The 25,643-nt window shown below is 73.4% G+C and carries 23 protein-coding genes and 1 pseudogene; 13 read left to right on the top strand and 11 right to left on the bottom strand.

Annotation, left to right across the window (positions count from 1 at the left end):
• The 5 genes from F7Q99_RS40505 to F7Q99_RS27480 form a co-directional block, all read left to right on the top strand.
• On the top strand, positions 1-623 hold a 623-nt coding region (locus F7Q99_RS40505), incomplete at its 5' end, for an MBL fold metallo-hydrolase (protein WP_195911183.1).
• A 6-nt stretch (positions 624-629) separates the two neighbouring features.
• The gene (locus F7Q99_RS27495) at positions 630-1,061 is read left to right on the top strand and encodes a nuclear transport factor 2 family protein (RefSeq protein ID WP_153465627.1); all 432 of its coding nucleotides are present in this window, start codon (positions 630-632) and stop codon (positions 1,059-1,061) included.
• A 149-nt stretch (positions 1,062-1,210) separates the two neighbouring features.
• The gene (locus F7Q99_RS27490; protein ID WP_153465626.1) at positions 1,211-2,452 is read left to right on the top strand and encodes an NAD(P)/FAD-dependent oxidoreductase; all 1,242 of its coding nucleotides are present in this window, start codon (positions 1,211-1,213) and stop codon (positions 2,450-2,452) included.
• Between the two features lie 54 nt (positions 2,453-2,506).
• Positions 2,507-2,923 (top strand): DUF3592 domain-containing protein, encoded by a 417-nt coding sequence (locus tag F7Q99_RS27485; RefSeq protein WP_326847166.1) that lies wholly within the window; start codon positions 2,507-2,509, stop codon positions 2,921-2,923.
• A 124-nt stretch (positions 2,924-3,047) separates the two neighbouring features.
• Complete coding sequence (locus tag F7Q99_RS27480) at positions 3,048-4,046, top strand: S1C family serine protease (protein ID WP_326847165.1); 999 nt, start codon at positions 3,048-3,050, stop codon at positions 4,044-4,046.
• A gap of 291 nt (positions 4,047-4,337) precedes the next feature.
• Here F7Q99_RS27480 and F7Q99_RS27475 read toward each other — a convergent pair whose 3' ends face one another.
• On the bottom strand, positions 4,338-4,892 hold the full coding sequence (locus F7Q99_RS27475; RefSeq protein ID WP_153465624.1) for a universal stress protein: 555 nt from the start codon (positions 4,890-4,892) through the stop codon (positions 4,338-4,340).
• Between the two features lie 373 nt (positions 4,893-5,265).
• Between F7Q99_RS27475 and F7Q99_RS27470 the strand changes: the two genes are divergently transcribed.
• The 5 genes from F7Q99_RS27470 (at position 5,266) to F7Q99_RS27450 (ending at position 9,565) form a co-directional block, all read left to right on the top strand.
• Positions 5,266-5,613, top strand: a complete 348-nt coding sequence (locus F7Q99_RS27470) for a GntR family transcriptional regulator (RefSeq protein ID WP_153465623.1) — start codon at positions 5,266-5,268, stop codon at positions 5,611-5,613.
• A gap of 83 nt (positions 5,614-5,696) precedes the next feature.
• On the top strand, positions 5,697-6,614 hold the full coding sequence (locus F7Q99_RS27465) for a DUF1648 domain-containing protein (protein WP_326847164.1): 918 nt from the start codon (positions 5,697-5,699) through the stop codon (positions 6,612-6,614).
• A gap of 237 nt (positions 6,615-6,851) precedes the next feature.
• Complete coding sequence (locus F7Q99_RS27460) at positions 6,852-7,619, top strand: hypothetical protein (RefSeq protein ID WP_153465622.1); 768 nt, start codon at positions 6,852-6,854, stop codon at positions 7,617-7,619.
• A 132-nt stretch (positions 7,620-7,751) separates the two neighbouring features.
• On the top strand, positions 7,752-8,768 hold the full coding sequence (locus F7Q99_RS27455) for a permease (protein ID WP_153465621.1): 1,017 nt from the start codon (positions 7,752-7,754) through the stop codon (positions 8,766-8,768).
• Positions 8,765-9,565 (top strand): TIGR03943 family putative permease subunit, encoded by an 801-nt coding sequence (locus F7Q99_RS27450; RefSeq protein WP_153465620.1) that lies wholly within the window; start codon positions 8,765-8,767, stop codon positions 9,563-9,565. Before F7Q99_RS27455 ends, F7Q99_RS27450 begins: the two co-directional genes overlap by 4 nt.
• Here F7Q99_RS27450 and F7Q99_RS27445 read toward each other — a convergent pair.
• On the bottom strand, positions 9,535-11,037 hold the full coding sequence (locus tag F7Q99_RS27445; protein WP_153465619.1) for an MFS transporter: 1,503 nt from the start codon (positions 11,035-11,037) through the stop codon (positions 9,535-9,537). The two genes, F7Q99_RS27450 and F7Q99_RS27445, sit on opposite strands and share 31 nt — an antisense overlap.
• Positions 11,038-11,374: 337 nt before the next feature.
• Between F7Q99_RS27445 and F7Q99_RS27440 the strand changes: the two genes are divergently transcribed.
• Positions 11,375-13,444 carry an MDR family MFS transporter gene (locus F7Q99_RS27440; RefSeq protein WP_153465618.1) on the top strand — a complete coding sequence of 690 codons (2,070 nt, stop codon included), beginning with the start codon at positions 11,375-11,377 and terminating at the stop codon, positions 13,442-13,444.
• Positions 13,445-13,525: 81 nt separating this feature from the next.
• Here F7Q99_RS27440 and F7Q99_RS27435 read toward each other — a convergent pair whose 3' ends face one another.
• The 9 genes and pseudogenes from F7Q99_RS27435 to F7Q99_RS27395 form a co-directional block, all read right to left on the bottom strand.
• Positions 13,526-14,038 (bottom strand): GNAT family N-acetyltransferase, encoded by a 513-nt coding sequence (locus F7Q99_RS27435; RefSeq protein WP_153465617.1) that lies wholly within the window; start codon positions 14,036-14,038, stop codon positions 13,526-13,528.
• Positions 14,039-14,133: 95 nt separating this feature from the next.
• A complete protein-coding gene (locus tag F7Q99_RS27430) occupies positions 14,134-14,748 on the bottom strand; it encodes an SUKH-4 family immunity protein (RefSeq protein WP_153465616.1) in 615 nt (204 codons plus the stop codon).
• A gap of 67 nt (positions 14,749-14,815) precedes the next feature.
• Positions 14,816-16,414 (bottom strand): phytoene desaturase family protein, encoded by a 1,599-nt coding sequence (locus F7Q99_RS27425; protein ID WP_407697835.1) that lies wholly within the window; start codon positions 16,412-16,414, stop codon positions 14,816-14,818.
• 574 nt (positions 16,415-16,988) lie between these two features.
• Positions 16,989-17,555: pseudogene (locus F7Q99_RS41590) on the bottom strand (TerD family protein); the annotation flags it as partial.
• Between the two features lie 81 nt (positions 17,556-17,636).
• Positions 17,637-18,830 (bottom strand): cytochrome P450 family protein, encoded by a 1,194-nt coding sequence (locus F7Q99_RS27415; protein ID WP_326847162.1) that lies wholly within the window; start codon positions 18,828-18,830, stop codon positions 17,637-17,639.
• A 110-nt stretch (positions 18,831-18,940) separates the two neighbouring features.
• On the bottom strand, positions 18,941-19,441 hold the full coding sequence (locus F7Q99_RS27410; protein WP_326847161.1) for an inorganic diphosphatase: 501 nt from the start codon (positions 19,439-19,441) through the stop codon (positions 18,941-18,943).
• 170 nt (positions 19,442-19,611) lie between these two features.
• Entirely contained in the window at positions 19,612-19,995 is a 384-nt protein-coding gene (locus F7Q99_RS27405; RefSeq protein WP_326847160.1) for a cupin domain-containing protein, read from the bottom strand.
• 139 nt (positions 19,996-20,134) lie between these two features.
• The gene (locus F7Q99_RS27400) at positions 20,135-20,863 is read right to left on the bottom strand and encodes a Mut7-C RNAse domain-containing protein (RefSeq protein WP_326847159.1); all 729 of its coding nucleotides are present in this window, start codon (positions 20,861-20,863) and stop codon (positions 20,135-20,137) included.
• 252 nt (positions 20,864-21,115) lie between these two features.
• On the bottom strand, positions 21,116-22,390 hold the full coding sequence (locus F7Q99_RS27395) for an MFS transporter (protein ID WP_326847158.1): 1,275 nt from the start codon (positions 22,388-22,390) through the stop codon (positions 21,116-21,118).
• A 294-nt stretch (positions 22,391-22,684) separates the two neighbouring features.
• Here F7Q99_RS27395 and F7Q99_RS27390 point away from each other — a divergent pair, with 294 nt between their 5' ends.
• Together F7Q99_RS27390 and F7Q99_RS27385 are read left to right on the top strand one after the other, a co-directional pair.
• Complete coding sequence (locus F7Q99_RS27390; protein WP_153465610.1) at positions 22,685-25,066, top strand: xanthine dehydrogenase family protein molybdopterin-binding subunit; 2,382 nt, start codon at positions 22,685-22,687, stop codon at positions 25,064-25,066.
• 23 nt (positions 25,067-25,089) lie between these two features.
• The gene (locus F7Q99_RS27385; protein ID WP_153465609.1) at positions 25,090-25,551 is read left to right on the top strand and encodes a (2Fe-2S)-binding protein; all 462 of its coding nucleotides are present in this window, start codon (positions 25,090-25,092) and stop codon (positions 25,549-25,551) included.
• Positions 25,552-25,643: the final 92 nt, after the last annotated feature.

The raw sequence follows: 25,643 nt of genomic DNA, 5'->3' as shown, positions 1-25,643 counted from the left end.
GCCACGGCGACCCGGACTTCTACTTCGGCGCCCAGGAGGTCCAGGACTCCTTCCCGCAGGCCCGGTTCCTGGCAACCGCCTCCACCGTCCAGCACATCCAGGAGACGTACGACGCCAAGCTCAGGGCCTGGTCGCACCTCGGCCCCGAGCTGCCGACCCGCCTGGTGCGGCCCGAGGTGCTGCACAGCGACGAACTCGTCTTCGAGGGCCACCGGTTCGAGCTGCGCGGCGCCGACTTCCACCTGCCCGACCGGCACTACCTGTGGCAGCACCACCACCACGCGGTCCTCGGCGGCGTGCTGCTCTTCGAGGGCCTGCACGTGTGGACGGCCGACACCCCGATGCCCGCCCAACGGGCCGCCTGGATCGACCTGTTGGACGGCATCGAGGCGCTGGAGCCGACGTTCGTCGCGGCCGGCCACCGCATCGCCGGCGCGCCCACCGACCTCACCTCGGTGTTCCACACCCGCGACTACCTGCGCGCCTTCGAGACCGAGATCGACCGCGCCGCCGACGCCGCGGCCGCGAAGGAGGCGCTGGAGCACCGCTACCCCGACCTAGGGCTGCGGATGGCCGTCGACTTCGGCACCAAGGTCGCCATGGGCGAGATGACCTGGGGCTGAGCGGCGATGATCGAAATCCCGCGCGAGACCGCCGCGTTCAACGAGTCCGCCGCCCCCGCCGACGTCGTGCGCCGCCAGTACCTGGCCTGGGCGCGCGGCGACCTGGCCGCCCTGCGCACCACCCTGGCCGACGACGTCGAGTGGACGGAGATGGCCGGCTTCCCGCTGGCCGGCACCTACCGCACCCCGAAGAGCGTCACCAGCAACGTCATGGAGCGCCTCGCCGCCGAGTGGCAGGGCTGGACGGCGCATGACGACACGTACGTCGTGGACGGCGAGAACGTGGTGGTGCTGGCCCGCTACACGGCCGTACACAAGACCACCGGAAAGCCGCTCGCGGTGCGCACGGCCCACCACTTCGTGGTGCGCGGCGGCCGGATCGTCCGCTTCGAGCAGTTCACGGACACGGCCCTGGTCCGCGCCGCCATGACGGCCTAGCCGGGCCGGGCCCAGCCAGGCGCGCTCAACCGGGCGGGCTTCACCCGAACGGGGGGAGCCTGTGGCGGCGCGCCCGCCGCAGTCTCGACACCCCACCGCAGCGGCGGCAGGCTGACCCCTGATTCCGGCCGGAGAGCGAGGAGTTCAGCATGAGCACAGCAGGCGACGATGAGCGCCCGATCGTGATCGTCGGCGCGTCGCTGGGCGGCGCGAAGGCGGCGGAGGCGCTGCGCGAGGCCGGGTACACGGGCGGCATCGTCCTGATCGGCGACGAGCACGAGCGCCCGTACGAACGGCCGCCGCTCTCCAAGGGCTACCTGCTCGGCAAGACGCCCCGGGAGAAGATCTACGTCCATCCGCCGCAGTGGTACGCCGAGCACAACGTCACGCTGCGCACCGGCACCGCCGTCGCCGCGATCGACCCGGCCGGGCACACCGTGACCCTCGCCGACAACGGCCGGATCGCCTACTCCAAGCTGCTGCTCACCACCGGCTCGGTGCCGCGCCGCCTGCCGGTGCCCGGCGCCGACCAGGAGGGCGTGCTCTACCTGCGCCGGGTCGAGGACAGCGATCGGATCAAGGCCGCGCTGCGGCCGGGCGCCCGGGTCGCGGTGATCGGCGCGGGCTGGATCGGCCTGGAGACGGCGGCGGCGGCCCGGACGGCGGGCGCCGAGGTCACGATCCTGGAGGCGGCCGAACTGCCTCTGCTGCGGGTCCTGGGCCGCGAGGTCGCCCAGGTCTTCGCCGACCTGCACCGCGACCACGGCGTGGACCTGCGGTTCAACGTCCAGGTGGACGAACTGACCGGCGCGGACGGCACGGTGACCGGCGTCCGGCTCGGCGACGGCACCACGGTGCCGGCCGACACGGTGATCGTCGGCATCGGCATCGCCCCCGACATCGCCCTCGCCAAGGCCGCGGGGCTGGAGATCGTCAACGGCGTCAAGACCGACGAGCACCTGCGCACCTCGGCCCCCGACGTCTACGCCGCCGGTGACGTCGCCAACGCCTACCACCCGCTGTTCGGCCGGCACATCCGCGTCGAGCACTGGGCCAACGCCGTCAACCAGCCGCAGACCGCCGCCCGCGCGATGCTCGGACACCCGGACGCGGTCTACGACCGGGTGCCGTACTTCTTCACCGACCAGTACGACCTCGGCATGGAGTACGTCGGCTACGTCGAACCTGGCAGCTACGACCGGGTCGTCTTCCGCGGCGACCCGGCCACCCGTGAGTTCATCGCCTTCTGGCTGGCGGACGACCGGGTGCTCGCCGGGATGAACGTCAACATCTGGGACGTCACCGGCCCGATCCGCGAACTCGTCCGCTCCGGACGGACGGTGGACCCGGCCCGCCTGACGGACCCGGGCGTCCCGCTCGGCGAGGTCTAGCGGCCCCGCGCCGGTGATACTGGACCGGGGAGCGGGACGGTACAGGGAGGCGCGGTGGGCGGGACGGCGGGGTTCGCCGTGGTGGTGTTCGGCGGTCTGGGCGGCGTGGTCGCCTACCTCGCCGGCGTCGTCGGGCTGCGCGACCTCCGGCGGCTGCGCCGGGTCGGCGTGCCCGTCCGGGCGCTGGTGCGCGAGCGTGTCCCCGCCCCCGAGGACCGTGCGCTGCCGCCGCGCCCGCTGCTGCAGTTCGAGACCGAGGACGGCCGCGTGGTCGAGGTCTTCTCCCCCGTCCCGTCCACCCGTAGCCACCCCCTCCCCGACGGCGGCTACGTGCCCATCCGCTACGACCCGGCCGACCCCCGGCAGGTCGTCGTCGAAGGCCGCGAGCGGCGGCCGCTGGAGTACGCCTTCGTGGCGCTCGGGATGGCGATGGTGCTGGTCGCCGTGACCCTGGCCGTCACCGTCCTCTGAGTCCTCTGAGTCCTCCGAGCGCGGTCACATGCCGGGTTCGGGCGCGGCACCGCGCGACGGAAGGCGGAGCGCCCCCGCGTTGTTGGCACCGGGGAGAACCTGTGCGAGCGGAAGGGGCGAGACCGTGGCCGACACACTCCCCGGGCCGGGCCGTGCTCCCGAGAGCGGCGAGGACGGCGAGCGGCAGGCGCTCGACGCCTACTCGCGGATCGTGACCACCGTGGCCGCGGCGGTGACCCCGAGCGTCGCCGCGCTGCAGGTCGCGCGGCGCGGCCGAGGCGGCTGGTTCTCCACCGCGCTCGGCTCGGCCGTGGTCTTCACCGGCGACGGCTTCCTGCTCACCAACGCCCACGTGGTCGGCCACGCCGACGCCGGCACCCTCGCCTTCGCGGACGGCACCACCGCGCCCTTCCATACGATCGGCACCGACCCGCTCTCCGACCTGGCCGTCCTGCGCGCCGACGGTCCCACCCCACCGCCGGTCCGGCTCGGCGAGGCCACCGCGCTGCGAGTCGGGCAGCTCGTGGTCGCCGTCGGCAACCCGCTCGGGCTCTCCGGGACGGTGACGGCGGGCGTGGTCAGTGCGCTCGGCCGCTCGCTGCCCGCCCGGTCGGGCAGCGCCGTGCGGGTCATCGACGACGTCATCCAGACCGACGCGGCGCTCAACCCCGGCAACTCCGGCGGCGCCCTCACCACGGCCACCGGCGAGGTCGTCGGTGTCACGACGGCGGTGGCCGGCAACGGGCTGGGCCTGGCCGTCCCCGTCAACGCGACCAGCCGGCAGATCATCACCACCCTGCTCGCCGAGGGCCGCATCCGCCGCGCCTACATAGGTCTGGCCGGCGTGCCCGCGCCCCTGCCGCCGTCCCTGCGCGAGCACACCGGGCAGCGCACCGGCCTGCGGATCGTCGAGGTCGTCCACGGCGACCCGGCGGACCGCGCCGGCCTGCGGCAGGGCGACCTGCTGCTCACCGCCGCCGGCGAACCGATGAGCAGCGCCCAGTCCCTGCAACGCCTCATGCTCGCCGACGCCATCGGGCACCCACTCGCGCTCACCGTCCTGCGCGGCGAGGCGCTGGTGGACGTGATCGCCGTCCCGACGGAGCTGCACTCGGATGACTGATCGCCGGCTCAGACGTATGCGCGCAGACGGCCGGACGTTGGCGAGGGCCGGGCAGCGTGGCTTCTCCGCAGGCGGGGCGCGCGGCCCGGCGGGCGGGACGGCCGCGACGGAACTCGCCTCCCCGGGCGATTCCGCTGTCCGAACGGCGGACGTACCGCTCGACGTGCCCTCGGGCATCGCCGCGCGCCCCCTCACCTGTTTCCACGGTTGCCGAGGGCTCCGGAGAACCGGCCGGAGCACCGGGCGGTAGCGGCGGCGGCCCGGGCGGGCCGAGTACATCCGCACGGCGAACTACTTCTTCGCCGCGACGAGGACGGGCAGCGGCCCGATCGGCAGATGCCACCGGGCACGCCGGTGCAGCGCCTCCAGCTCGCGCCGGAGCGGCGGCGTCGGGACGGCCAGCACCGCGCAGCCGGCCTTCCGCAGGCAGTACGCCGCCACCGCGGGCCGGAAGCGGCGGCGCAGCAGACCGCCGCTCTGCCCGACGACTACCAGGTCGTCGGGCCGGTCGGCGACGTGCACGAGCGCCGGGCCGGTCTCGCCGCGCACCACCACTGGGCGCAGTGGCACCTCCGGGTCGGCGCCGCCGAACGCCGCGTCGAGCGCGTCGCGAAGCCGCTGCTCGGCGGCCTTCCGGGCGGCGGAGAGCAACGGCGGGCAGGGCGAGCGGCGGTAGCCGAGCTCGCCGCCCGGCGGCTCCCAGGCGAGCACCGGCACCAGTTCGCCGCCGGTGCGGCGCGCCTCGGCGACGGCGCGGTGCAGCGCCGCGAGACTCCCCAGCGACCCGCTGACCCCGACCACCACCCGGGGTGTCCCGCTGCGCTCGTACCGCCGGCTGGCGTGCATGATCCGTCCTCGTCTCGTTGTCGCGCACTGTCGTCGCGCGCTTCGTCGGCCTCCAGCCAACCGCTGGACGGGCCGCAAGCTCGGCGACCTTGACGGCTTCCTGACGCTCCGGGCCGCCGTCCCAACGCGGTCCATACGCCGGACGGGGGTGCGGATGGACTGGCAGCAGGGAGGCCGTCGTCGACACCGCCCCGCGCGGGAGCTGATCAGCCCAGGGCGCGGGCGGGGTCCAGGACGTAGGTCCTGCCGCCACCGGGGCGAGTTCGCCGTTCCGTCGTCCACCGGGGTGCCGGGTTGGGCCAGGGAGCGGGAACGGCGAGAGGAGGCCCGTCCGTGCTTTTAAAACCTGCATGGTGCTATCGTCAGTAGCACCATGTTGCTGAAGCTGGACATCGGCGACGCCCGCCCCCTGCACGAGCAGGTGGCGGGCGCGATCCGTCGGGCCGTCGCCGAGGGCGAGTGCGGTCCCGGCGACAAGCTGCCGCCCGCCAGGGACCTCGCCCGGGCCCTCGGCGTGAACACCAACACCGTCCTGCGCGGGCTGCGCGCCCTGCGTGACGAGGGGGTGCTGGAGTTCCGCCGGGGCCGCGGCATCACGATCGCCACGGACGCCGACATGCGCGCCGAGCTGGCGGACCGTGTAAGGCAGTTGATCGCCGACGCGGCCCGGGCCGGCTACAGCAGGAACGATCTCGTGGACATGATCAGGGGGATGTCGTGACGGACTCGGAGCCTGTCATAGGACGTAGTGCGAATGAAGCGCGCCGGGGCGGGAGATGGGCGGCGGCGGCCTGGTCTGCCGGTGTGTCGGCCCTGCTCGTCGGCCTGCCGTGGCTGGCACGCCACCGGATGCCGGACCAGGTGGCGACCCACTGGAGCGGCAGCCACCCGGACGATTCGATGACGCTGACGGCGGCGGCGCTGTTCCCGGCCGGGGTCTGGCTGCTCGTGGTGCTCGGCGCCGCGGTCGCCCACCGCTTCCCGGGCGGCCGGGCGAGCGGGGTGCCCGGCACACTGCTGGCCAGCGGCGGGGTGCTGCTGACGGGGGCGCAGGCCTCAATCGTGCATTCCAACCTCGACCGGTCGCGGTGGCAGGACGCCGCCCCGGTAGATGTCTGGGTGGTCGCCATCGTCGTTGGGGCGGCCGTGGCCGGCCTGCTCGCCTGGTTCGCCACCCGGCGGCCGGGCACCGCCGCCGGCTCCCAGCCCCGCGGACCGGTGATGACGATCCCGGCCGGCGAGCAACTGATCTGGCTCTCCCGCACCAGCAACCCGTGGCTCCAACTGCTCGCCGCCGTCCTCGGCACCGGCGCAGCGGGCACCGCGCTCCCCGCGGCCACCGGGCTGACCGGCCTGAACTGGCCGCTGCTCGTCCCGCTCGCGCTCATGGCGCCGGCCGTGCTCGCCTGCTCCTCGGTGCAGGCCCGGGTGACCGCCACGGGCCTGGACATCGGCTTCGGCCCGTTCGGCTGGCCGAAGCGGCACTGGTCCCCCACGGACATCGAGTCGGCGCGCGCCGAGGATCGCACTCCGGCGCAGGCAGGCGGCTGGGGCTACCGGGTCAACGGCCTGGGCACCACCGTGATGCTCCGCCGGGGCGCCTGCCTGGTCGTCCGCACCCACCAAGGTGCCGAGTTCGCGGTCAGCGTCGACGACGCCGAGCGCGGAGCAGCCCTGCTCAACTCGCTCACCGCCAAGGCCTCCGAGACGCCCACCACCTGACGGACCCAGTGCCGCGGTGCCGCCAGGGCGGCACCGCGGCGGCCCGCGAGACAGGTACTCGGAGACGAGCGACCAGCGAAACGCTCAATCCAGTGATGTGGCGTCATCTCCTGAGATGGGTACAACAGTTGCAGCCGCTTCGGTGCGGCGGCGCTGTCAGGACCGCCTCACCCCATCCAACGCGGCAGGCCTGTCCGCGGGGCCCACTGTGCCCGTGCGGGAAGCAAGGAGGCGTCCGTGATCCATGACTGGCGTGCGGAGAGAACCCGGCGGCGCGACTCGTTCGACGCCCGGAACGACACCATCCAGGACGAGCGGAGCGTCACCGTCCTCCGCCTCGGCGTCGGGGTGATCGGCATCGTCCTGCCGCTCGCGCTGCCGCTGGGGAACTGGCTGTTCGCCGAGCTCAGGGGGCTGAGCACGGCGGAGTTCTGGCCGGCGTCGATGAGCGGCGCCTACTACACCAGCACGCGGAACATCCTCGTCGGCAGCCTGTGCGCGCTCGGGGTGTTCCTCGTCTGCTACCGCTTCGACCGGCGTGACGACCGCTGGAGTACAGCGGCCGGCGTGTGCGCTCTCGGAGTTGCGCTGTTCCCGACGACTCCTGCGAACGCGACGACGTTCCAGACGACGATCGGTGCGCTCCATCTCGTCTTCGCCGGGCTGCTGTTCTTCGTGCTGGCGATGTTCTGCGTGCACTCCTTCCGGGACCCGCACTACGAACAGCGGCGCTGGGTCGGCCGCGGGTATCTGGCGGCCGGTGTGGCCATCCTCGCTCTCCTCCTGCTCGCCGTCGTCGCCGGAGTGACCCACTTCGGAACGGACTGGACGGTCCGGCCGGTGTACCTGTGCGAATGGCTGGCGACCTGGGCCTTCGGGGCCGCCTGGACCGGTGCTGCGTTCGAACTCGCTTCCGCCACCGGCGCGTTGGGGCGTTCCGCCGCCCTGCCGCACCAGTCCGGAGCTCGCGCCGTGCCCGCCGACGGCCCGACGGCGAACCCGTAGCAGCAGCCCCGGGAGCCGCCTGCGGCGGATCGCCCGAACGCCCTCTAGATGAAAGTGATTATCACCGCTACCTTGGCCCGTGCTCGCTCGTTATGACGGTGAGCAGGCAGAACGTGCCGAGGGGCGGTCACCATGGTGGAGACGAGTCCCAGCAGCGTCCGGCACCTCGCGGCGGCACCGGCGGTCACCCCGCCCCGCCGGCGGCCGGCGCTGCTGGTGGGAGTGCCGCTGGTCGCGGCGAGCGCGGCGGTCGTCGCACTCGCCGCGACCTGGGACACCGGCGGGCCGCGGGCGTGGCGGACGCTGCTGGTGGCGATCGTCGTGCAGGGCGTGCCGTTCCTCGTGCTGGGCACGGTCGTGTCGGCGGCGATCGCGGCGTTCGTCCCGGCCGCGGTGTTCACCAGGGTGCTGCCGAGGAACCCGGCGCTCGCGGTCCCCGTCGCCGGCATGGCGGGGGCCGTCCTCCCCGGCTGTGAGTGCGCGTCCGTGCCCGTCGCCGGGAGCCTGATGAAGCGTGGTGTCGCTCCGGCGGCCGCGCTCGCGTTTCTGCTCTCCGCCCCGGCCGTCAACCCGGTGGTGCTGGCCGCCACCGCGATCGCCTTTCCCGGCAGGCCCGGGATGGTGCTCGCCCGGCTGGTGGCCTCGCTCGTCACGGCGGTCGTCATGGGCTGGCTCTGGGTCGCGTTCGGCCGGCCCGAGTGGCTGCGGCTGCCCAAGGCCCCGGACCACCACGGCATAACCGGACGCAACCCGCTGGACGAGTTCCGCCGCAGCCTCCAGCACGACTTCCTGCACGCGGGCGGGTTCCTGGTGGTCGGCGCGGCCGCCGCCGCGGCGTTCAACGTCCTCGTGCCGCCGTCGATCCTGGAGACCTTCGACGACTCGCCGTGGCTGGGCATCCCGGTCCTGGCCGGGCTGGCCGTGGTCCTCGCGGTCTGCTCCGAGGCGGACGCCTTCGTCGCCGCCTCGCTCACCGGCTTCTCCCCCACCGCACGGCTGGCGTTCATGGTCGTCGGCCCGATGGTCGACCTGAAGCTGATCGCCCTTCAGTCGGGCGCCTTCGGCCGCGGCTTCGCCGCCCGGTTCTCCTCCGCGACCTTCGCGGTCGCGCTCGTCGCCAGCATCGTGATCGGTGGGGTCCTGTTGTGAAGACCGTGGTCCGGGGCCTCGCGCCATCCCTGCTCATCGCCCTGGTCGGGATCGCGCTGCTGCGGATCACCGTCGGCAGCGACGTCTTCCTCCAGTACGTCAAGGAGGGCCTGCGCTACCCGCTGATCGCCTCCGGGCTGGTGCTGCTCGGGGTGGGCGTCGCGGGCGTGGTCGACTGTCTGACGGCACGGCTGCGGGAGCCCGTCACGCGGTTCGGCCGTGACGCCGAGGGCAACGCCGTCCGCCCCGACGCCGAAGAGGAGCAGCACGGGCACGACCACGGGCCGCGCGTGGCCTGGCTGTTGACCGTGCCCGTCGTGCTGCTGCTCTGCTTCACCCCGCCCGCGCTCGGCTCCTTCACCGCCTCCCGCGACGGCGCGGACGCCACCATGGAGCAGGCGAGCTACGCCGACCTCGGTCCGCAGGCGCCAGCCATCTCGGTGCCTACCCCGATGTCGCTGACCGAGTTCATCGGGCGCAGCCGCGACCCGCGGAAGAGTCTGCAGAACCGCAAGGTCCGTCTCACCGGTTTCGTCGCTCCCGGCTCGGGGCCCGACGAGTGGTACCTGAACCGCCTGGTGGTGAGCTGCTGCGCGGCCGACGCCCGCCGTCTGCGCGTCCTCGTCCACGCCGCCGGCCCGGCCCCGGCCGCCGACACCTGGGTCGACCTGATCGGCGTCTGGCGCCCCGTCCCCGAAGCCCCCGCCAACACCGCCCCGCGCCTGGACGTCACCGAGCAGCACGCCGTCCCCCAGCCCCGCGCGCCCTATCGCGACCTGCCACCCTCGGACGGATAGCGGCTCAGTGATCCGCTCCTCCGTCCGGCCGCCAGGTCGAGCACGGCCACCAGCAGCGCCGCGAGTACCAGGCTCGCCGCGACCGTCGTCCCCAGTTGGAAGGCGAGCGCCCAGTCCGGGTGCCGTCCGCGGGCGTGCGCGAAGAACACCGAGCCGACGATCGCGATCCCCACCGCCGAACCGACCCGCTGCGCGGTCTGCAACACGCCGCCCGCGCTCCCGGCGCGAGCCAGCGGCACCTGCTGGAGGGTCAGTGTCTGGTTCGGCGAAATCACCAGCCCGCTGCCCGTCCCCGCCAGCAGCAGCGGCAGCGCCGTCGCCCAGCCCGTCGCCGACGCCGGCGGCCCGAACCCCACGACCAGCGCCGAGGCCATCAGCCCGAGCAGCACGAGCACCAGCCCGCCCACCACCAGCCGCCTCCCCAGCCGGGTGACCACCCGTCCGCCCAGCGCCGCCGCACCCGCCGAACCGACCGCGAACGGCGTGATCGCCAGGCCCGCCGCCAGCGCCGAGTAGTGCAGGCCCACCTGGAGGTAGAGCGTGAAGATGAAGAAGATCGCGGTGAACCCGGCGAAGTACACCAGCGACAGCAGCACCCCCGCCCCGTAGGACCGCACCGCGAACAGCTCCATGCTGACCAGCGGCTCCCGACGGCGCGCGTAGTACCGCTCCCAGCCCACGAAGACCGCCAGCAGCACCACCGCCACCGGCAGCAGCAGCCAGCGTGCGGCGCCGTGCCACTGCTGCCGTTGGACGAACGGCAGCAGCAACGCCACCGTCCCGGCGCCGAGCAGCAGCACACCGACCGGGTCGAAGTCGCGGTGCCCGGCGCGCTCACCGGGCGGCGGAGGCGCCGGCAGCAGCCGGTAGCCGATCGGCAGGGCGGTGACGCCGATCGGCAGGTTGACGAAGAACACCCACCGCCAGCCGTCCTGTGGCCCGAACAGGTGGATCAGCAGGCCGCCCAGCAGCGGCCCTACGGCCGTGGACACCCCGATCGTCGCACCGAGCGCGCCGAACGCCCGGCCGCGTTCGGCGCCCTGGAAGAGGGTCTGGATGAACCCGGACACCTGCGGCACCAGCACCCCGCCCGCCGCCCCCTGGAACAGCCGGGCCAGGATCAGCCACTCCTGGCTGCGTGCCGCCCCCGCCAGGGCGCTGGCCAGGGTGAACAGCGCGAGCCCGGTCAGGAACACGGCCCGTCGGCTCCGCGCGTCCCCGAGCCGCCCGGCCGGGACGAGGATCAGTCCGAAGGCGAGCGCGTAGCCGCTCAGCACCCACTGGAGGCCGCTCTCCGACATGTGCAGCCCGGTACGGACGGTCGGCAGGGCGACGTTGACGATGCTGACGTCCAACAGGGTCATGAACCCGGCGACCAGGCAGACCGCGAGCGCCCGCCACCGTCGCTCCGACGTCCGTCCGCCCTCGGCGGAGGCACCGGGCGGTGGCGGGTTCGCGAGACGAGCCGCCATGGTCGCTCCTTCCGGGGCGGTCGGTCGGACCTCCCGGGCGGGTCGGCCGGACCTCCCGGGCGGTGCGTGGCCCGGCCCGCAGGGACGGTCGTGCACACATCGCGTGCACGGACCGGAGCGCCATCGTGACCCCGCCGGCCCCGCGCCGCCACGCGGGCCGCCCCCGCTCACCCAGACGGCCGAGCCGGATCGCGGCGGACCCGGGCCGGCGGCGAGGCTGTGGGCATGAGCGAGGCTGCAGAATGAGCGGGCATGGCATCGAACGGTCCGCGTGGGCGAACGCCCCCGCCGAGCGGTGGGGGCTCCCCGGGCCACCGGTCCGGACAAGGGCGGGCACATGAGCGTCGCCATCGAGACCCCGCCGTCCGCCCCGCCGGTGCTGGACGTACGGCAGCGGAACGTCGTCTTCGCCACCATCGTCCTCGGCATGCTGCTCGCCGCCCTCGACCAGACCATCGTCGGCACCGCCCTGCCCACCATCGTCGCGGACCTGGGCGGGGCCGCCCACATGTCCTGGGTGGTGACCTCCTACCTGCTCGCGGAGACCGTCGCCACCGTGCTCGCCGGCAAGTTCGGCGACATGTACGGGCGCAAGCTGCTGTTCCAGCTGTCCGCGATCATCTTCATCACCGGCTCGTTCTTCTGCGGCCTCGCCACCAACATGACGCTGCTCATCGCCTGGCGGGCCCTCCAGGGCGTCGGCGCGGGCGGGTTGATGGTCACCGCCATGGCGCTGATCGCCGACGTCATCCCGCTGCGCGAGCGCGGCAAGTACCAGGGCGCGGTCGGCGCGGTGTTCGGCGTCGCGACGGTGGTCGGCCCGCTGCTCGGCGGCCTGTTCACCGACCACCTGTCGTGGCGCTGGGCGTTCTACGTCAACGTGCCGATCGCGATCCTCGTGGTCGCCGCGGCCGCCCGGACCATCCCGTCGGTGCGGGCCGCCGCGCGCCCGGTGATCGACTACCTGGGGATCGCGCTCGTCGCGGTCGGGTCCGGCGCCCTGATCCTGGCCACCAGTTGGGGCGGCAACCAGTACGCGTGGGGCTCCGGGGTGATCATCGGCCTGTTCACCGGCGGCGTCGTCGCGCTCGGCCTGTTCTGCTGGGTCGAGACCCGCGCCGTCGAACCCATGCTGCCGATGCGGCTGTTCCGCAATCCGGTGTTCGCGGTCTGCTCGGTGCTCAGCTTCGTCGTCGGCTTCGCCATGCTCGGCGCGCTCACCTTCCTGCCGACCTTCCTCCAGTACGTCGACGGCGAGTCCGCCACCGTCTCCGGCATCCGCATGCTGCCGATGGTGATCGGGCTGCTGCTCGCCTCCATCGCGAGCGGCAACGTCGTCAGCAGGACCGGCAAGTACCGGCTGTTCCCGATCGTCGGCACGCTGGTGATGGCCATCGGCCTCTACCTGCTCTCGCTGCTCGACCCCGGGACGGGCACCGCGGCGGCCTCCTTCTCCATGTTCGTCCTCGGTGTCGGCATCGGGCTCAGCATGCAGGTGCTCACCATCGCCGTGCAGAACACCGTCGACTACGCGGACCTCGGCACCGCCACCTCCGGGGTGACGTTCTTCCGCACCATCGGCAGTTCCTTCGGCACCGCCGTGTTCGGCACCATCTACACCAACAGCCTCAGGACCGAACTCGCCCACGGCGTGGCCACCTCCGCCCGGCTCACCGGCACCGACCCCGCCGTCCTCGTCCGGGCCACCCAGAGCCCGCAGGGCCTGCACGCCCTGCCCGCCGCCCAGGCCGCACCGATCGTCGAGGCGTACTCCAACGCCCTGCACACCGTCTTCCTGTGGACCGTCCCGGTCGCCGTCGTCGGCTTCGTCGTCGCGCTCTTCCTCAAACAGGTCCCGCTGCGCGACACCGCCCGCGCCGGCTCCACCGACATGGGCGAGGGCTTCGCCCAGCCGACCTGCAGCGACTCCGACCCGCACCTGGAGTACGCCGTCGGCAAGATCCTCCGTGGGGTCGACCTCGACACCGTCCGCTCGATCGTCTCCGGCGCCGACACCCGCGTCGACCTCGCCGGCGCCTGGGCCCTCATCGAGGTCGCCGGCCACACCAAGGCCCTCGGACAGGCCTCCCTCGACCTCATCGCCGCCCGCAAACGCATGCCGCCCGAAGTCCTGGAACCCGTCTTCGACCGCCTGACCGCCGAGGGCTACCTCACCCGCGACGGCGACCTCCTCACCCCCACCGAGGCCGGCATCCGCCAGATCCGCGCCCTAGCCCACGCGTGGTCCGACTGGCTCAACGCCCGCCTCGAAGCCGACGTCGGCCGCCCCCGCAGCCACCAACTCCGCATGGCCGCCGACGCCATCGCCTGGCGCCTCCTCGTCGAGGACGTCACCAACGGCCTCCCCGCCCGGGCCAAGGCGAAGGCCACCGCCCGCACGGACTAGGAATCGACGGAAATCGCGAGGGGCTCCGACATGGTCGAAGCCCCCGCCTCATGTGGTTCTGACGTCAGGCAACGGACCGGGTCAGGCCGAGAGGGGCTTGGCGAGGACGAGTTCGCGGCTGACGCCGTCGTCGAGGAGGTCGCCGAGCTCGTCGGTGTCGGTGAAGCCGTGGCGGCGGTAGAGGGCGATGGCGGCTTCGTTGTGGGGCATGACGGCGAGCTTCAGCGTGCGGTAACCCAGCGCGGTGGCCCACTGGGCGATCTCGGCGATGAGGCGGTCGCCGACGCCCCGGCCGCGGGCCTGGGGGCCGACCCACATGGAGATCAGCTCGGCGGCGGCCGGGTCCTCGTCGGCGGGGACGCCGCTGGCCATGGCGACGGGGTGTCCCTCGAGGACGGCGACCAGGTCGAGGGCGCCGGGGATCTCCAGGCGGGAGCGCCAGCGTTCCTCGTGGTCGCCGGGGCCCTGCCAGTCGGCGAGGGTGGAGCCGAAGGCGTACGGGGCCTCGGCGAGGGAGGCGAGGCGCAGCTCGCGCCAGAGCGGCCAGTCGTCGGAGGTGAGGCGGCGCAGTTCGAGATCGTGCAGTTCAGGCATGGTACGGACCCTCCCGCACGACGAACCGTGCGGGCAAGCCGATTATCCGGCTGCGGTGGGGGCGGTCCTCCCGGCCGTCGGTGGTGAAACCCGTGTCACTCGTCGTCGAGGTCCGCGTAGCCCTCGCGCATGGTCTCCACCAGGTCGTGCCAGAACTCGTATTCGTCCAGCTTCAGGCCCAGCTGCTCCAGCAGCTCGGTGAACTCGGCGATCGCGGCCCCCGCGTCGCCCTCGGTGATGCGCTCCTCGTAACGGGTCAACAGGACGATCGCGCCCATCAGTTGCGGCAGCGAGTCGGCCGCGTAGCCGGCGTGGCCGGCGGCGTGGTCCCAGCCGTTCGGGTCGTAGGCCTCGACCGATCCGCTGGTGCCGTCCACCATCAGGTGCAGCTGGTTGACGAGCCCGACGCAGTACGCGTAGCCGGCCGGCGGGGTGTCGTCGTCGGGGTAGCGGCGGCCGAAGATCTCGTCCGGGTCTGCCTCCCACATGCCGCGCTCGGGCAGGAACTCCCCGTCGTAGTCGATGAATCCGTTGCGGGCCGCCGGGATGCCGATCTCGGTCAGGAAGGCGCGGGTCTCGGCGTCCTCCAGCCGCTCGGGCAGGGACTCCGGGCTCGGGCGCCACAGGGTGCCCGCGCCGAAGTGGGACTCCAGCCACTCGGCGGTGGGATTCCTGGCGGCGGCCAGCAGCTCGGCGTCGGACGTGGTCATAGGTGGATCTCCCCCGGTCGGAACGGTGCAACGACCCCATCCAAGCGCACCGCACCGACAGCGGGTCCTACCGGGTCAGATCCTCCAGGACGGCCTGCGCCGCGTTGTGCCCGGGAATGCCGCTGACCCCGCCGCCGCGGATCATCCCCGCGCCGCACAGCAGCACGTTCGGGTACGCCGTCGCCACTCCCCAGCGGGCGGCGGCGCCGGCCACGCCCTCGTCCGTGAAGGGGAACGAGAGGTCCCGGTGGAAGATGTGACCGCCCGGCAGGCTGATCTCCCGCTCCAGATCCAGCGGTGTCCTGGCCTCCACGCAGGGCCGCCCGTCGGCGTCCGTCGCCAGGCAGTCGGCGATCGGCTCGGCCAGCACCTCGTCCAACTGCGCCAGGCTCGACGCCAACGCGTGCTCCTTGGCCGCCGAGTACGCCGCCGGGTCCTTGAACAGCCGTGCGGGCATGTGCAGGCCGAACAGGGTCAACGTGTGGAACCCCTGCCGGATCGCCTCGGGCCCCAGGATCGAGGAGTCGGTGAGCGTGTGGCAGTAGATCTCCGACGGCGGCGCCGACGGCATCCGACCCGCGGCCGCCTCGGCGTAGGCCGTCTCCAACTGCCGGTAGCCCTCGGCGATGTGGAACGTCCCGGCGAAGGCGTCGCGCGGATCCACCGAGGCGTCCCTGAGCCTCGGCAGCCGGCGCAGCACCATGTTGACCTTCAGCTGCGCGCCCTCCGGCGCGGGCCCGGGTTCCTCACCGAGCAGCCGGGCCAGGGTCGCCGGGGCGGCGTTCACCAGCACCCTTCGGCCCACCACCGTGAACTCCGCGCCATTGTGGCGGTACGTCACCTCGGCGTCGCCGAAACCGTCCGTGGCGATGGCGGTGACCTCGCATCCGGTCCGGAGCTCCGCGCCGGCCCCCAGCGCCGACTTGGCCAGTGCGCCCGTCACCGCGCCCATCCCGCCGACCGGGACGTCCCAGTCGCCCGTGCCGTTGCCGATCACGTGGTAGAGGAAGCAGCGGTTCTGCCGCAGCGAGGGGTCGTGGGCGTGGGTGAAGGTGCCGATCAGCGCATCCGTGAGCACCACGCCGCGAACGAGGTCGTCGGCGAAGGTCCGCTCGATCGTCTCGCCCAGCGGCCGTTCGAACAGCGCCTCCCACGTGGCGTCGTCCCCGACCCGCCGGCGCAGCTCTGCGCGCGAGGGCAGCGGCTCGGTGAGCGTCGGGAACACGTGCCGGGCCACCTCTCCGGTCATCCCGTAGAAGCGGCGCCAGGCCTCCCACTCCCGGTCGGCGCCGGTCAGCGCCCGGAACGACTCCCGGGTCCGGTCCGGGTCCGCCGCGTCCACCAGCAGCCCGGCCGGCTTTCCGTCCCGCACGGTCGGCGAGTAGGAGGCGATCCGGCGCCGCCGCAGTTCCAGCCGCAGCCCCAGGTCGCGTACCACCTTCCGCGGCAGCAGGCTCACCAGGTACGAGTAGCGCGACAGCCTGGCGTCGACCCCTGTGAACACGCGGGCTGACACCGCCGCCCCGCCCGTGTGCGGCAGCCGTTCGAGCACCACCACCCGCTGCCCCGCCCGCGCGAGGTAGGCCGCGGCCACCAGTCCGTTGTGCCCGCCGCCCACGATCACGGCGTCGTACCGGGAGGACGAGTTCGTGTTCACGCTCGCCACGCTACGGCAGACCGGGCGGCTCGGGAACAGGACGTCCGGCCTTGGTCGGGCGGGCGGTTCGGACGCTTCAGAAGGTTCGGGCGGTCTAGAAGAAGCCGTCGTCGTCGCCCTCGTAGTAGTTGTTGATGACGACCTCGGGCTGGTCGTCGCTCAGCGCCTCGTTGAGGAGCGCGCCGCCGACCAGGCCCGCGGCGCCCGCACCGATCAGGGCGCCGGTGCCGTAGCGGCGGCCGCCCTGGTCGGGCCGGCCCTGGCCGGGGGCCTGCGGGTAGCCCTGCTGGACCGGTTGCGGGTAGCCCTGCTGCGGGGTGTAGAACGGCGGCGGGGTGGTCTGCACCCGCTGGGCGCAGGCGACGCACGCCTGGATCTGGCGCGGCACACCCCACTGCGGCGACCACAGCACCGCGGTCGAGCCGGCGCCGTGGGAGGGGTCGAAGAAGCACGTCACTGGGGAACTCCCTGTTGCTTGGCGGGTCGTTGCTGGCGGGGTCGTTGCTTGCGGGGTCGTGGGAACAGCGGGGGCCGCCGGGACGGGAGCTGCCGGAGCGGCCGGAGCGGCCGGCGCCGGCTGGAGGACGTCGACGCCGAAGTCGGTCGCGATGCCCGCCAGCCCGGCCGCGTAACCCTGCCCGACGGCACGGAACTTCCAGTCCGCGTCGTGCCGGTAGAGCTCGCCGAACACCATCGCCGTCTCGCTGCCGGCCTCGGCCGACACGTCGTACCGCGCCACCTCGCCGCCGCCGTCCGGGTCGGTGAGGCGGATGTACGCGCCGCGGACCTGCCGGAAGGTCTGGGCCCGCTGCGCGGCGTCGTAGATGGCGACCGCGAAGACGATCCGCTCGACGTCGGCGGGCACGTCCGCGAGGCGGACGTCGATCCGCTCGCGGTCGCCCCCGCCCGCGTCGTTGCCGCCCCCGTCGTTGCCGTGGTGGCGGACGGAGCCGTCCGGGCTCCGCAGGTTGTTGAAGAAGACGAAGTGCTGGTCCGAGATGACCTTCCCGGACCGGCCGCACAGCAGGGCGCTGGCGTCCAGGTCGTACCCGGCGCCCACCGTCCAGCCGATGCCCACCCGCACGGCTCGCAACCCCGGGTTCTGCTTCCCCAGGGAGACGTTGCCGCCCTTCGTCAGGGCCACACCCATGACGCTTCCTCCACAACCGTCCGTGTTCCGCTGTTCGACGACGACAACGCCGTGGAGCCGGCGCCGGTTCCCGGGAGCCGGTCAGTACCGGACGGGAAGTTCCAGCAGGCCACGGGCCCGCAGGGCGGGTCGGTGCCGCAGCTGCTCGACGGGCACGTCGAGGGCGAGGTCGGGGAAGCGGCGCAGCAGGGCGGTCAGGGCGATCTCGGTCTCCATCCGGGCGAGCGGCGCACCGAGGCAGTAGTGGATGCCGTGGCCGAGGGAGAGGTGGCCGCTGTCACGGCGGCGCACATCGAGCCGGTCCGGGTCGGCGAACTGGTCGGGGTCGCGGTTGGCGGAGGCGATGGCGAGCAGGACGGTCTCGCCGGCCGGAACGGTGACGCCGCCGATGGTGACGTCCTCGCGCGGGAAGCGGCGGATGGACAGCGGCGAGGGGCCGTCGTAGCGGGCGAACTCGTCGAAGGAGCCCTCGATCAGCGCCGGTTCGGTGCGCAGGGCGGCGAGCTGCTCGGGGTGGGTGAGCAGGGCGAGGACGGCGTTGGCGATGAGGTGGACGGTGTTCTCGTAGCCGGCGAAGAGGATCAGGAAGGCGAGCGAGGTGAGCTCGTCCTCGCTGAGCCGGCCGTGCCCGTCCTCGTCGTCGCGGACCGCGATCAGGTCGGAGAGGAGGTCGTCGGCGGGTGCGGTGCGCTTGCGCTCGATGAGCCCGGTGAAGAAGCCGAGCATCGCGCCGACGGCCGCCTTGGCGTCCTGCGGGCGGTGCGGGTCCGGGGTGATGAGCGTGTCGGTCCAGGCGCGGAAGTCGTGCCGGTCGCCCTCGGGGACGCCGAGCAGGTCGCAGATGACGGTGATGGGCAGCGGCCCGGCGTAGGCGGTGAGCAGGTCGGTGCGGCCGAGCGGGGCCATCGCGTCGAGCAGCTTCTCGGCGACCTGTTCGATCGGGCCGCGCAGCGCGGCGATCCGGCGCGTGGTGAAGGCCTTGGTGACCAGCCGGCGGATGCGGGTGTGGTCGGGCGGGTCCATGTTGAGCAGGTTGGCGTCGAGGGTGGGCGGCAGTTTGAAGCCCTGGTAGTTGCCGGGCGCGGCATGGGCCTTGTCGAGCGAGAGGCGGGGGTCGGCGAGGGCCTGGCGTACGTCCGCGTAGCGGGTCACCAGCCACACCGGCAGGCCGTCCGGGCCGGTGACCCGGTGGACGGGGGCGATGGCGCGCAGGGCGGCGTAGCCGGCGTAGGGGTCGGCGATCAGGGCCTTCACGGTCAGGTCGGATGTCGTCACATGATCACCCTACGGGGAGCGGCGACGCGCTCTGGCGGGGTGTCAGCCCGCCAGGGCCCCACCAGATGGCTCACTCGCACCGCACGGCTCACCGCACACTGCTCGACGGCTCAGGCCGGATCCGCGTACCTGGTGCCCGCCGCCCGGGCCCGGGACTCGGCGATCTCCGCGTACGCCGCCTCCCGGCCCGCCCAGTGCGAGCCCTCGACGGACTTGCCGCGCTCCAGGTCCTTGTAGACCTGGAAGAAGTGGGTGATCTCCAGCAGGTCGAACCTCCGCAGGTCGCCGATGTCGCGCACGTCCTCGTAGCGCGGGTCCCGGGCGGGCACGCACAGCACCTTCTGGTCCGGCCCGCGCTCGTCCCGCATCACCCACATGCCGACCGCCCGGCAGGTCTGGAGGCAGCCCGGCACGGCCGGCTCGCCGCCGAGCACCAGCGCGTCCAGCGGCTCGCCGTCGCCGCCGAGGGTGCCCTCGACGTAGCCGTAGTCCGCGGGGTAGCGGGTGGCGGTGAACAGCGTGCGGTCGAGGCGGATCCGGCCCGCCACGAAGTCCATCACGTACTTGTTCCGGGACCCCTGCGGGATCTCGATCATCACCTCGAACTCCACCACGGCCTCCTCGCCGGCCGGCCGCGCCCCGCAGGGCGGCCGGGTCGCCTCCTGTGGTGATTGTCCGCCCGCGCGGCCGGGGCCCGCCTACCGCCACGCGCAGCGGGCAGGTGCGGGCGGGACACGCGACGCGGTCACGGCCTGCCCCAAGCCCGGTCGGCCGGGCGCGTTCACTCGACGGTCGCCTCCCACGGGCCGTCCTCCCGCCGGGCCTCGGCGTCGGTTCCCGGCCAGGGCGGCATCGTGACGGCGACGATCCGCAGCGGCACGTCACCGTCCGCGTCCGCCCGGAACTGGAACGCCGTGCCCAGCGGTATCGACGCCGCCGTCCCGGGCACCAGCCGCACGGTCTCCTCCCGCTCCCCCTGCCGCCGCCACAGCTCCCCGCTGCCCGCGGTGACGTGCCAAAGCTCCTGCACGGTGGCGTGCGACACCGCCCGCGTCACCGCTCCCGGCTCCAGCTCGAACACCGCGAGACTCCCTCGCTCGTCCATGACGAGCATCGGGAGGACGGCGGCTCCGTCGGGCGCCTTCACGACGGGCACGGCTCCCACGTCTGCGGTCTCAAACGGCTGCACGATCATCCGACCCGGCCTCTCTCGAACGACGGAGTACCTCGGTCTCGCCCCCACCGCCGATCAGATCACGCCGCCCGGCGCCCCCGCCAGACCGCGTGCCGGCGGCAGGCGGCCGCTACTGCCGGGCGCCGAACTCCCGCACCGCGTCCGTCACGATCGCATCCAACCGCGCGTGATGCGCGCCGCGCCAGTACGCCTGACCGCAGTCCGCACACTGCGCGAACGCGTCGTAGGAGCGCTCGGTGCCGTCCCGGAGCTGTTCCCGCACCGACGTCTTGGTCACCGTGCGCAGCGTCCCGTTGCACGTGGTGCAGCGGCTCCAGGGCGCGAGCGGGGGTGCGAAGCGGGAGAGGACGTCGCGGAGCTGTTCGGCGGGGCGGTGGCTGTAGATGTAGGCGCCGGCCCAGAGTTCGCGGCGGTGCAGGAGGCCACGGTCGCGGGAGAGGAGGACGCGTTCCTCGGCGGCGGAGCGGGCGGCCAGGGCGGCGTCGCCGATGTCCGGGTTCTCGTAGGCGGCGTCGATCCCGAGCAGGCGCAGGCGGCGCGTGAGGGTGCCGAGGTGGACGTCGAGCAGGAAGCGCAGCGGGGCGGCTGAGCGCTGGGGGCGGGCGACGCCCTGGACCGAGACGTGTTCGGCGTCGGACGGCACGTGCGAGTCGGGCACCGGACGGCCGTCGACGAGCAGGGTACCGACCTCGGTGAGCGGCACGCCGAGGGACTCGACGATGTGACCGAGCGTGGAGGTGCCGTCGGTGCGCAGCTCGGACCGGCCTTCGCGTCGGCGGCCGGCCACGAAGAGGTGCAGCTCAGGGGCGAAGTCGAGGGAGATCTGCGGTCTGTCCACGCGGCCAGCATGCCAGCGCCCGGCGGGCCTCGGCCACCGGTTTCCGCGAGGGCCGCGGAGGTACGATCGTCCGTATCCGGAGCAGCGGCTTTGGGAGCGTGCCATGGCCGGAGACAGCAGAAGGAACGACGCGGCGGGCCCCCTGTCCCGCCTGGGTTCCGGGGCGCCGGACGACCTCTTCGACGCGCGCGGCGAGGCGCCCGAATCCCTACGGAAGGCCCAGCAGCCGCCACACGACGGCGACGACGACCTCTACGGCGCCTCTGCGGCGGTGGCCACACCGACCGGCGAGGAGGCCGACGGGCGGTAGCGGCGGTCGCGTTCGGCCCAGCGGACGGCCGGCCCCATCGCATGGCCGGCCGCGAGGAAGAGCACGCCCAGCGCCAGCCACCCGAGCAGTCCGCCGTCGAGCAGCAGGGTCGTGAGGACGAGCGGCCCGAGCGTGCGGGCCACCGCGACGCCCGTTCCGAAGAAGCCCTGGTACTGGCCGAGCCGGTCGGCCGGGGCGAGGTCGAAGCCGATCTGCCAGGACCCGGCGGACTGCCGCATCTCGCCGGCGACCTGGAGGATCGCCGCCGCGACGAGGAGCAGGGCGACCACCCACATCGGCACGTCCAGCGCCGACAGCCCGAAGACCGCGCACGACGCGAGCAGGAGCAGCCCCGCCGAGCGGACAGCCCGCGTGGCGGAGGCCAGTTCGGTGACACCGCGCGCCGCCCGTACCTGGAAGGCCATCACGCCCAGGGTGTTGAGGACGAACAGGGCAGATCCCAGCCAGCCGAGCCCGGGCGCCCGCTCGGCGATCCAGAGCGGGATCACCAGACTCAGCAGCGGCATCCGCAGCAGCAGAACGGTGTTGACGAGTGCGACGACGGCGTAGCGCCGGTCGGTGAGCACCTCGAACCGCGGCCCGGATCCCATCTTCCTTTCCATGGACGGGACTTCGGGCAGTCGCAGCAGGATCAGCCCGCCCGCGACGAACCCGAGCGCGGTGACGGTGAAGGCCCCGAGGAACGCCGCACGAGTGCCGGCGGTGAGCGCGATCCCGCCGATCGCCGCGCCAACCGCCAGTCCCCCGTTGAGGGTCGACTGGAGGTGGGCGAGCAGGCCTGTGCGTTCGGCGTGCGACACCAGGCCGCCCACGAGCGCCTGGCGAGCGGCGGTGAGGCCGGACTGGGTCGTCGCGTAGAGGCAGACCGCGAGCAGGAACGGCGGGTAGGAGCGGATCACCAGGAAGGACGCCACGACCGCGGCCGTGGCGAAGGCGAGCAACACCGCCGTTCGGCGCGGCCCGTGGCGGTCGGCGAGATGGCCGAGCGGGACGCCGGCGAGCGAGCCGAGCGCCCAGGCGACGGCGAGGCCGAGCCCGAGCCGTGCCGCCGACATGCCGACGATGTGCGTGAAGTAGAGGGCGGAGCAGGTGTAATAGGCACCGTCGCCGACTGCGCTCGCCAACTGGGCGGCTGCGAGCGTCCGCTGGGGGCCGGCGGGCGGGACGAGACGGGCCGACTCTCTCCTGGTCGGCACTTCACTCCTGGTCGACACGTCTCTCCTGACGGTGTGGGCGGCGCGCGGGCCGGGTGTTCGCAACGGTTCGCACCCAGCCTAGGGCGTCACTGGACCAGGGAAAAGGTCCAATGATCAAGCTTAATCGTGGGCCACTTGGCCGCCGCCCCCGCACCGGCACGCGGCGGCCGAACCGCCGTACGACTCCGCCTGCCTCCCGCCCGCCTCGGGCCGCCCCGAAGCTGCCTCCGAGCCGCCTGTGGGCCGAAGTCGAGCCTGGATCAGCCGTGTTGACCCGTTCAACACGGCGTTCCTATGCTCGTCGGCGTTCGCCATCCGGCACCGGGGCCGGGGCCGCCGGGGCCCGACCGACCGGCGCCGTCACCGGCTCGAAGGGCTCCTCCCATCAGCACCTCCACCGCCCCGCCAGACGACACCGGCGGCGCATCCGAAGCAGACACGGCGCCCGACGCCCCCACCGGCCGCCGCCGCTTCCTCACCTACCTGCTCGCCGCGCCGACCCTCACCGTCGCCGCCCGGCTCGGCCTGGAGGCCGCCGCGCCCGCGGCCGCGCAGACGGCCCTCCGCGCCGCCGAGGCCACCCGGATGTCCGCCCAAGAGGCCTCCACCCCCTCGCAGTTACCCGGTCTGCCCGACGTCCCGGACATCCTGGACCTCGGCGACGCGCTGACCGTGGCCGGCCTGCCGACCTCGCACCTGCTGGTCCTGGAGCTGACCCCCGCCGGGCGGGTCGTGCTGTGGCTGCCCCGCGTGGAGGTCGGCCAGGGCCTCACCACGGCGGTCGCGATGCTCGTCGCCGACGAACTCGACGCCCGGCTCGACGACGTGGACGTGCCGCTCTCCGACAGCCGCCCGGAGCTGCTGTTCAACCAGCTCACCGCCGCCTCCAACTCGGTGCGCTCGCTGTACGACCCGGTGCGCGCCGCCGCCGCGGCCGCCCGCGCCCGGCTGGTGACCGCCGCCGCCCGCCGCTGGAACGTACCCGCCGACACCCTGCGCACCGCCGCCTCCACCGTGCTGGCACCGGACGGGCGCCGCGCCGGCTACGGCGAACTCGCTGCCGACGCCGCGACGATCGCCGTCCCGGCCCTGCCCGCCACCCCCAAGACCGCCGACCAGCTGCGCCTCGTCGGCAGGCCCACCGGCCGCATCGACGCCCGCGACATCGTCACTGGCCGCGCCAAGTACGCCGGGGACCTGGCGATTCCGGGCGCGATGCCCACCGTCGTCGCCCGCCCGACCACCATCAACGGCACCCTGAAGGCCCTGGACGCCACCACCGCCCGCGCCATGCCCGGCGTGTTGGGCGTCGTACGGATCCCCACCGGCGTCGCCGTCCTCGCCGAGACCTTCGACCAGGCACTCAAGGCCCGCGACGCGCTCGTCATCACCTGGAACCCGGGCCCCGTCGCCGGCCTCTGCGACGCCGACATCCGCGCCCGACTGCGCGCCGCCCACGACCCGTTCATCGTCCCGCCACCACTCACCCGGTACGTGGACGGCGAGTTCGACTTCGCCTTCGTCAACCACGCGCCGATGGAGGTCCTGACGGCGGTCGCGGACGTCCGGCCGAACCGGGCCGAGCTGTGGTTCTCCGCCCAGACCCCGATCGTCGCCCAGCAGACCATCGCCGCCGAACTCGGCCTGCCGCAGGACGCGGTGACCGTCCACGTGGTGCGCGGCGGCGGCTCGTTCGGGCGGCGGCTGTTCTTCGACGCCGCCCTGGAGGCCGCGCAGATCTCCAGGGCGGCAGGCCGCCCGGTCAAGCTCATGTGGACCCGCGCCGACGACATGCGCCACGGCCGGATGCGCCCGGCCAGCCACCACCGCGTCAGGGCCACCTTCGCACCCGGCCGGGTGCTCACCTACGAACACCGCGCCGCCACCGTCCGGACCGACACGCGCCACGGCCTCGGCGAGGCCCTGACCGCGGCCGGCTTCGACCTCTCGCTCGCCGGGCTGAGCATCGCCCAGGCCCACTTCCTGCTCACCGAGAAGAACCCGTACGACGTCGGCATCCCCACCCAGCTGCTCGCCGAGCTGCCGCTGGACGTGCACACCGGCAGCTGGCGCTCGGTGTACTCGGGCACCGTCCGCGTCGCCGACGAGATCATGATGGACGAGCTCGCGCGCCGGATGGGCGAGGACCCGATCGCCTTCCGACGCGCCCGACTGCGCGACACCGCCGGGCGGGCCGTTCTCGACACCGTGGCCACGGCGGGGAGTTGGGGCCGCCCGATGCCGCCCGGGCAGGCCCAGGGCATCGGCTACCACGACGAGTACGGCGGGCGCACCGCCTACCTCGTCGAACTGGACGCCACCGACCCGAAGAACCCGCGGGTCACCAAGGCGGTGATCGCCGCCGACATCGGCCAGGTCATCAACCCCCGCGGACTGGAAGCCCAGTTGACCGGCGCGCTGATCGACGGCATCTCGGTGATCCTGCAGGCCGGCAACCACATCGACAACGGCGCCGTCCGTGAGAGCAGTTACGCCGACTTCCGCTACGCCCGGCAGCGGCACACCCCACCCGTCGTCGAGATCCACCTCATGCCGCCGAGCGGACGCCCGGGCGGCGCGGGCGAGTTGGGCGTCCCGGCCGCCTCGGCCGCGGTCGCCAACGCCTACGCCCGCGCGACCGGCACCAGCCCGCGCTCGTTCCCGATCGACTTCTGAACCCTCCGAAGGACTTCGCCCCCATGCCCAGCCACACCTTCGTCCTCAACGGGCGGCCGGTCACCGTCGAGGCACCGGACGACATGCCACTGCTCTGGGTGCTGCGCGACAAGCTCGGCGTCACCGGCCCCAAGTACGGCTGCGGGGTGGGCGTCTGCCGCGCCTGCACCAGCCACCTGGACGGCCGGGAGTTCCAGCCCTGCACGGTGACCGTCAAGGACTGCGCGGGCCACGCCGTCACCACGATCGAGGGCTTGGCCGACGGCGACACCCTGCACCCCGTCCAGGAGGCCTGGCTGGCCTGCGACGTCGCCCAGTGCGGCTTCTGCCAGCCCGGCCAGATCATGACCGCCGTCGCCCTGCTGCGCCACACCCCGAACCCCACGGACGCCGACATCGACCGGATCCAGAACATCTGCCGCTGCGGCAGCTACCCCCGCATCCGCGCGGCCATCAAGCAGGCCGCCGCCCACCGCGGGCCTTGACACTCCGGCCCGTCAAGGCAAAAAGCCCCATCAAGGCAAGGAGAAGGGCGAAGAGAAACCGGCGAAGAGGGACACCCCACTCCCCGCCACTC

It is taken from the genome of Streptomyces kaniharaensis (assembly GCF_009569385.1).
Classification (GTDB): Bacteria; Actinomycetota; Actinomycetes; order Streptomycetales; family Streptomycetaceae; genus Kitasatospora; species Kitasatospora kaniharaensis.
This window is presented reverse-complemented; position numbering and strand designations above follow the sequence as displayed.

Bases quoted from the DNA above. Each gene is read 5' to 3' on its own strand.
- F7Q99_RS27495 (WP_153465627.1), top strand. From the start codon at position 630: ATGATCGAAATCCCGCGCGAGACCGCCGCGTTCAACGAGTCCGCCGCC.
- F7Q99_RS27490 (WP_153465626.1), top strand. From the start codon at position 1,211: ATGAGCACAGCAGGCGACGATGAGCGCCCGATCGTGATCGTCGGCGCG.
- F7Q99_RS27475 (WP_153465624.1), bottom strand. From the start codon at position 4,892: ATGCACGCCAGCCGGCGGTACGAGCGCAGCGGGACACCCCGGGTGGTG.
- F7Q99_RS27470 (WP_153465623.1), top strand. From the start codon at position 5,266: ATGTTGCTGAAGCTGGACATCGGCGACGCCCGCCCCCTGCACGAGCAG.
- F7Q99_RS27455 (WP_153465621.1), top strand. From the start codon at position 7,752: ATGGTGGAGACGAGTCCCAGCAGCGTCCGGCACCTCGCGGCGGCACCG.
- F7Q99_RS27445 (WP_153465619.1), bottom strand. From the start codon at position 11,037: ATGGCGGCTCGTCTCGCGAACCCGCCACCGCCCGGTGCCTCCGCCGAG.
- F7Q99_RS27440 (WP_153465618.1), top strand. From the start codon at position 11,375: ATGAGCGTCGCCATCGAGACCCCGCCGTCCGCCCCGCCGGTGCTGGAC.
- F7Q99_RS27435 (WP_153465617.1), bottom strand. From the start codon at position 14,038: ATGCCTGAACTGCACGATCTCGAACTGCGCCGCCTCACCTCCGACGAC.
- F7Q99_RS27430 (WP_153465616.1), bottom strand. From the start codon at position 14,748: ATGACCACGTCCGACGCCGAGCTGCTGGCCGCCGCCAGGAATCCCACC.
- F7Q99_RS27390 (WP_153465610.1), top strand. From the start codon at position 22,685: ATGCTCGTCGGCGTTCGCCATCCGGCACCGGGGCCGGGGCCGCCGGGG.
- F7Q99_RS27385 (WP_153465609.1), top strand. From the start codon at position 25,090: ATGCCCAGCCACACCTTCGTCCTCAACGGGCGGCCGGTCACCGTCGAG.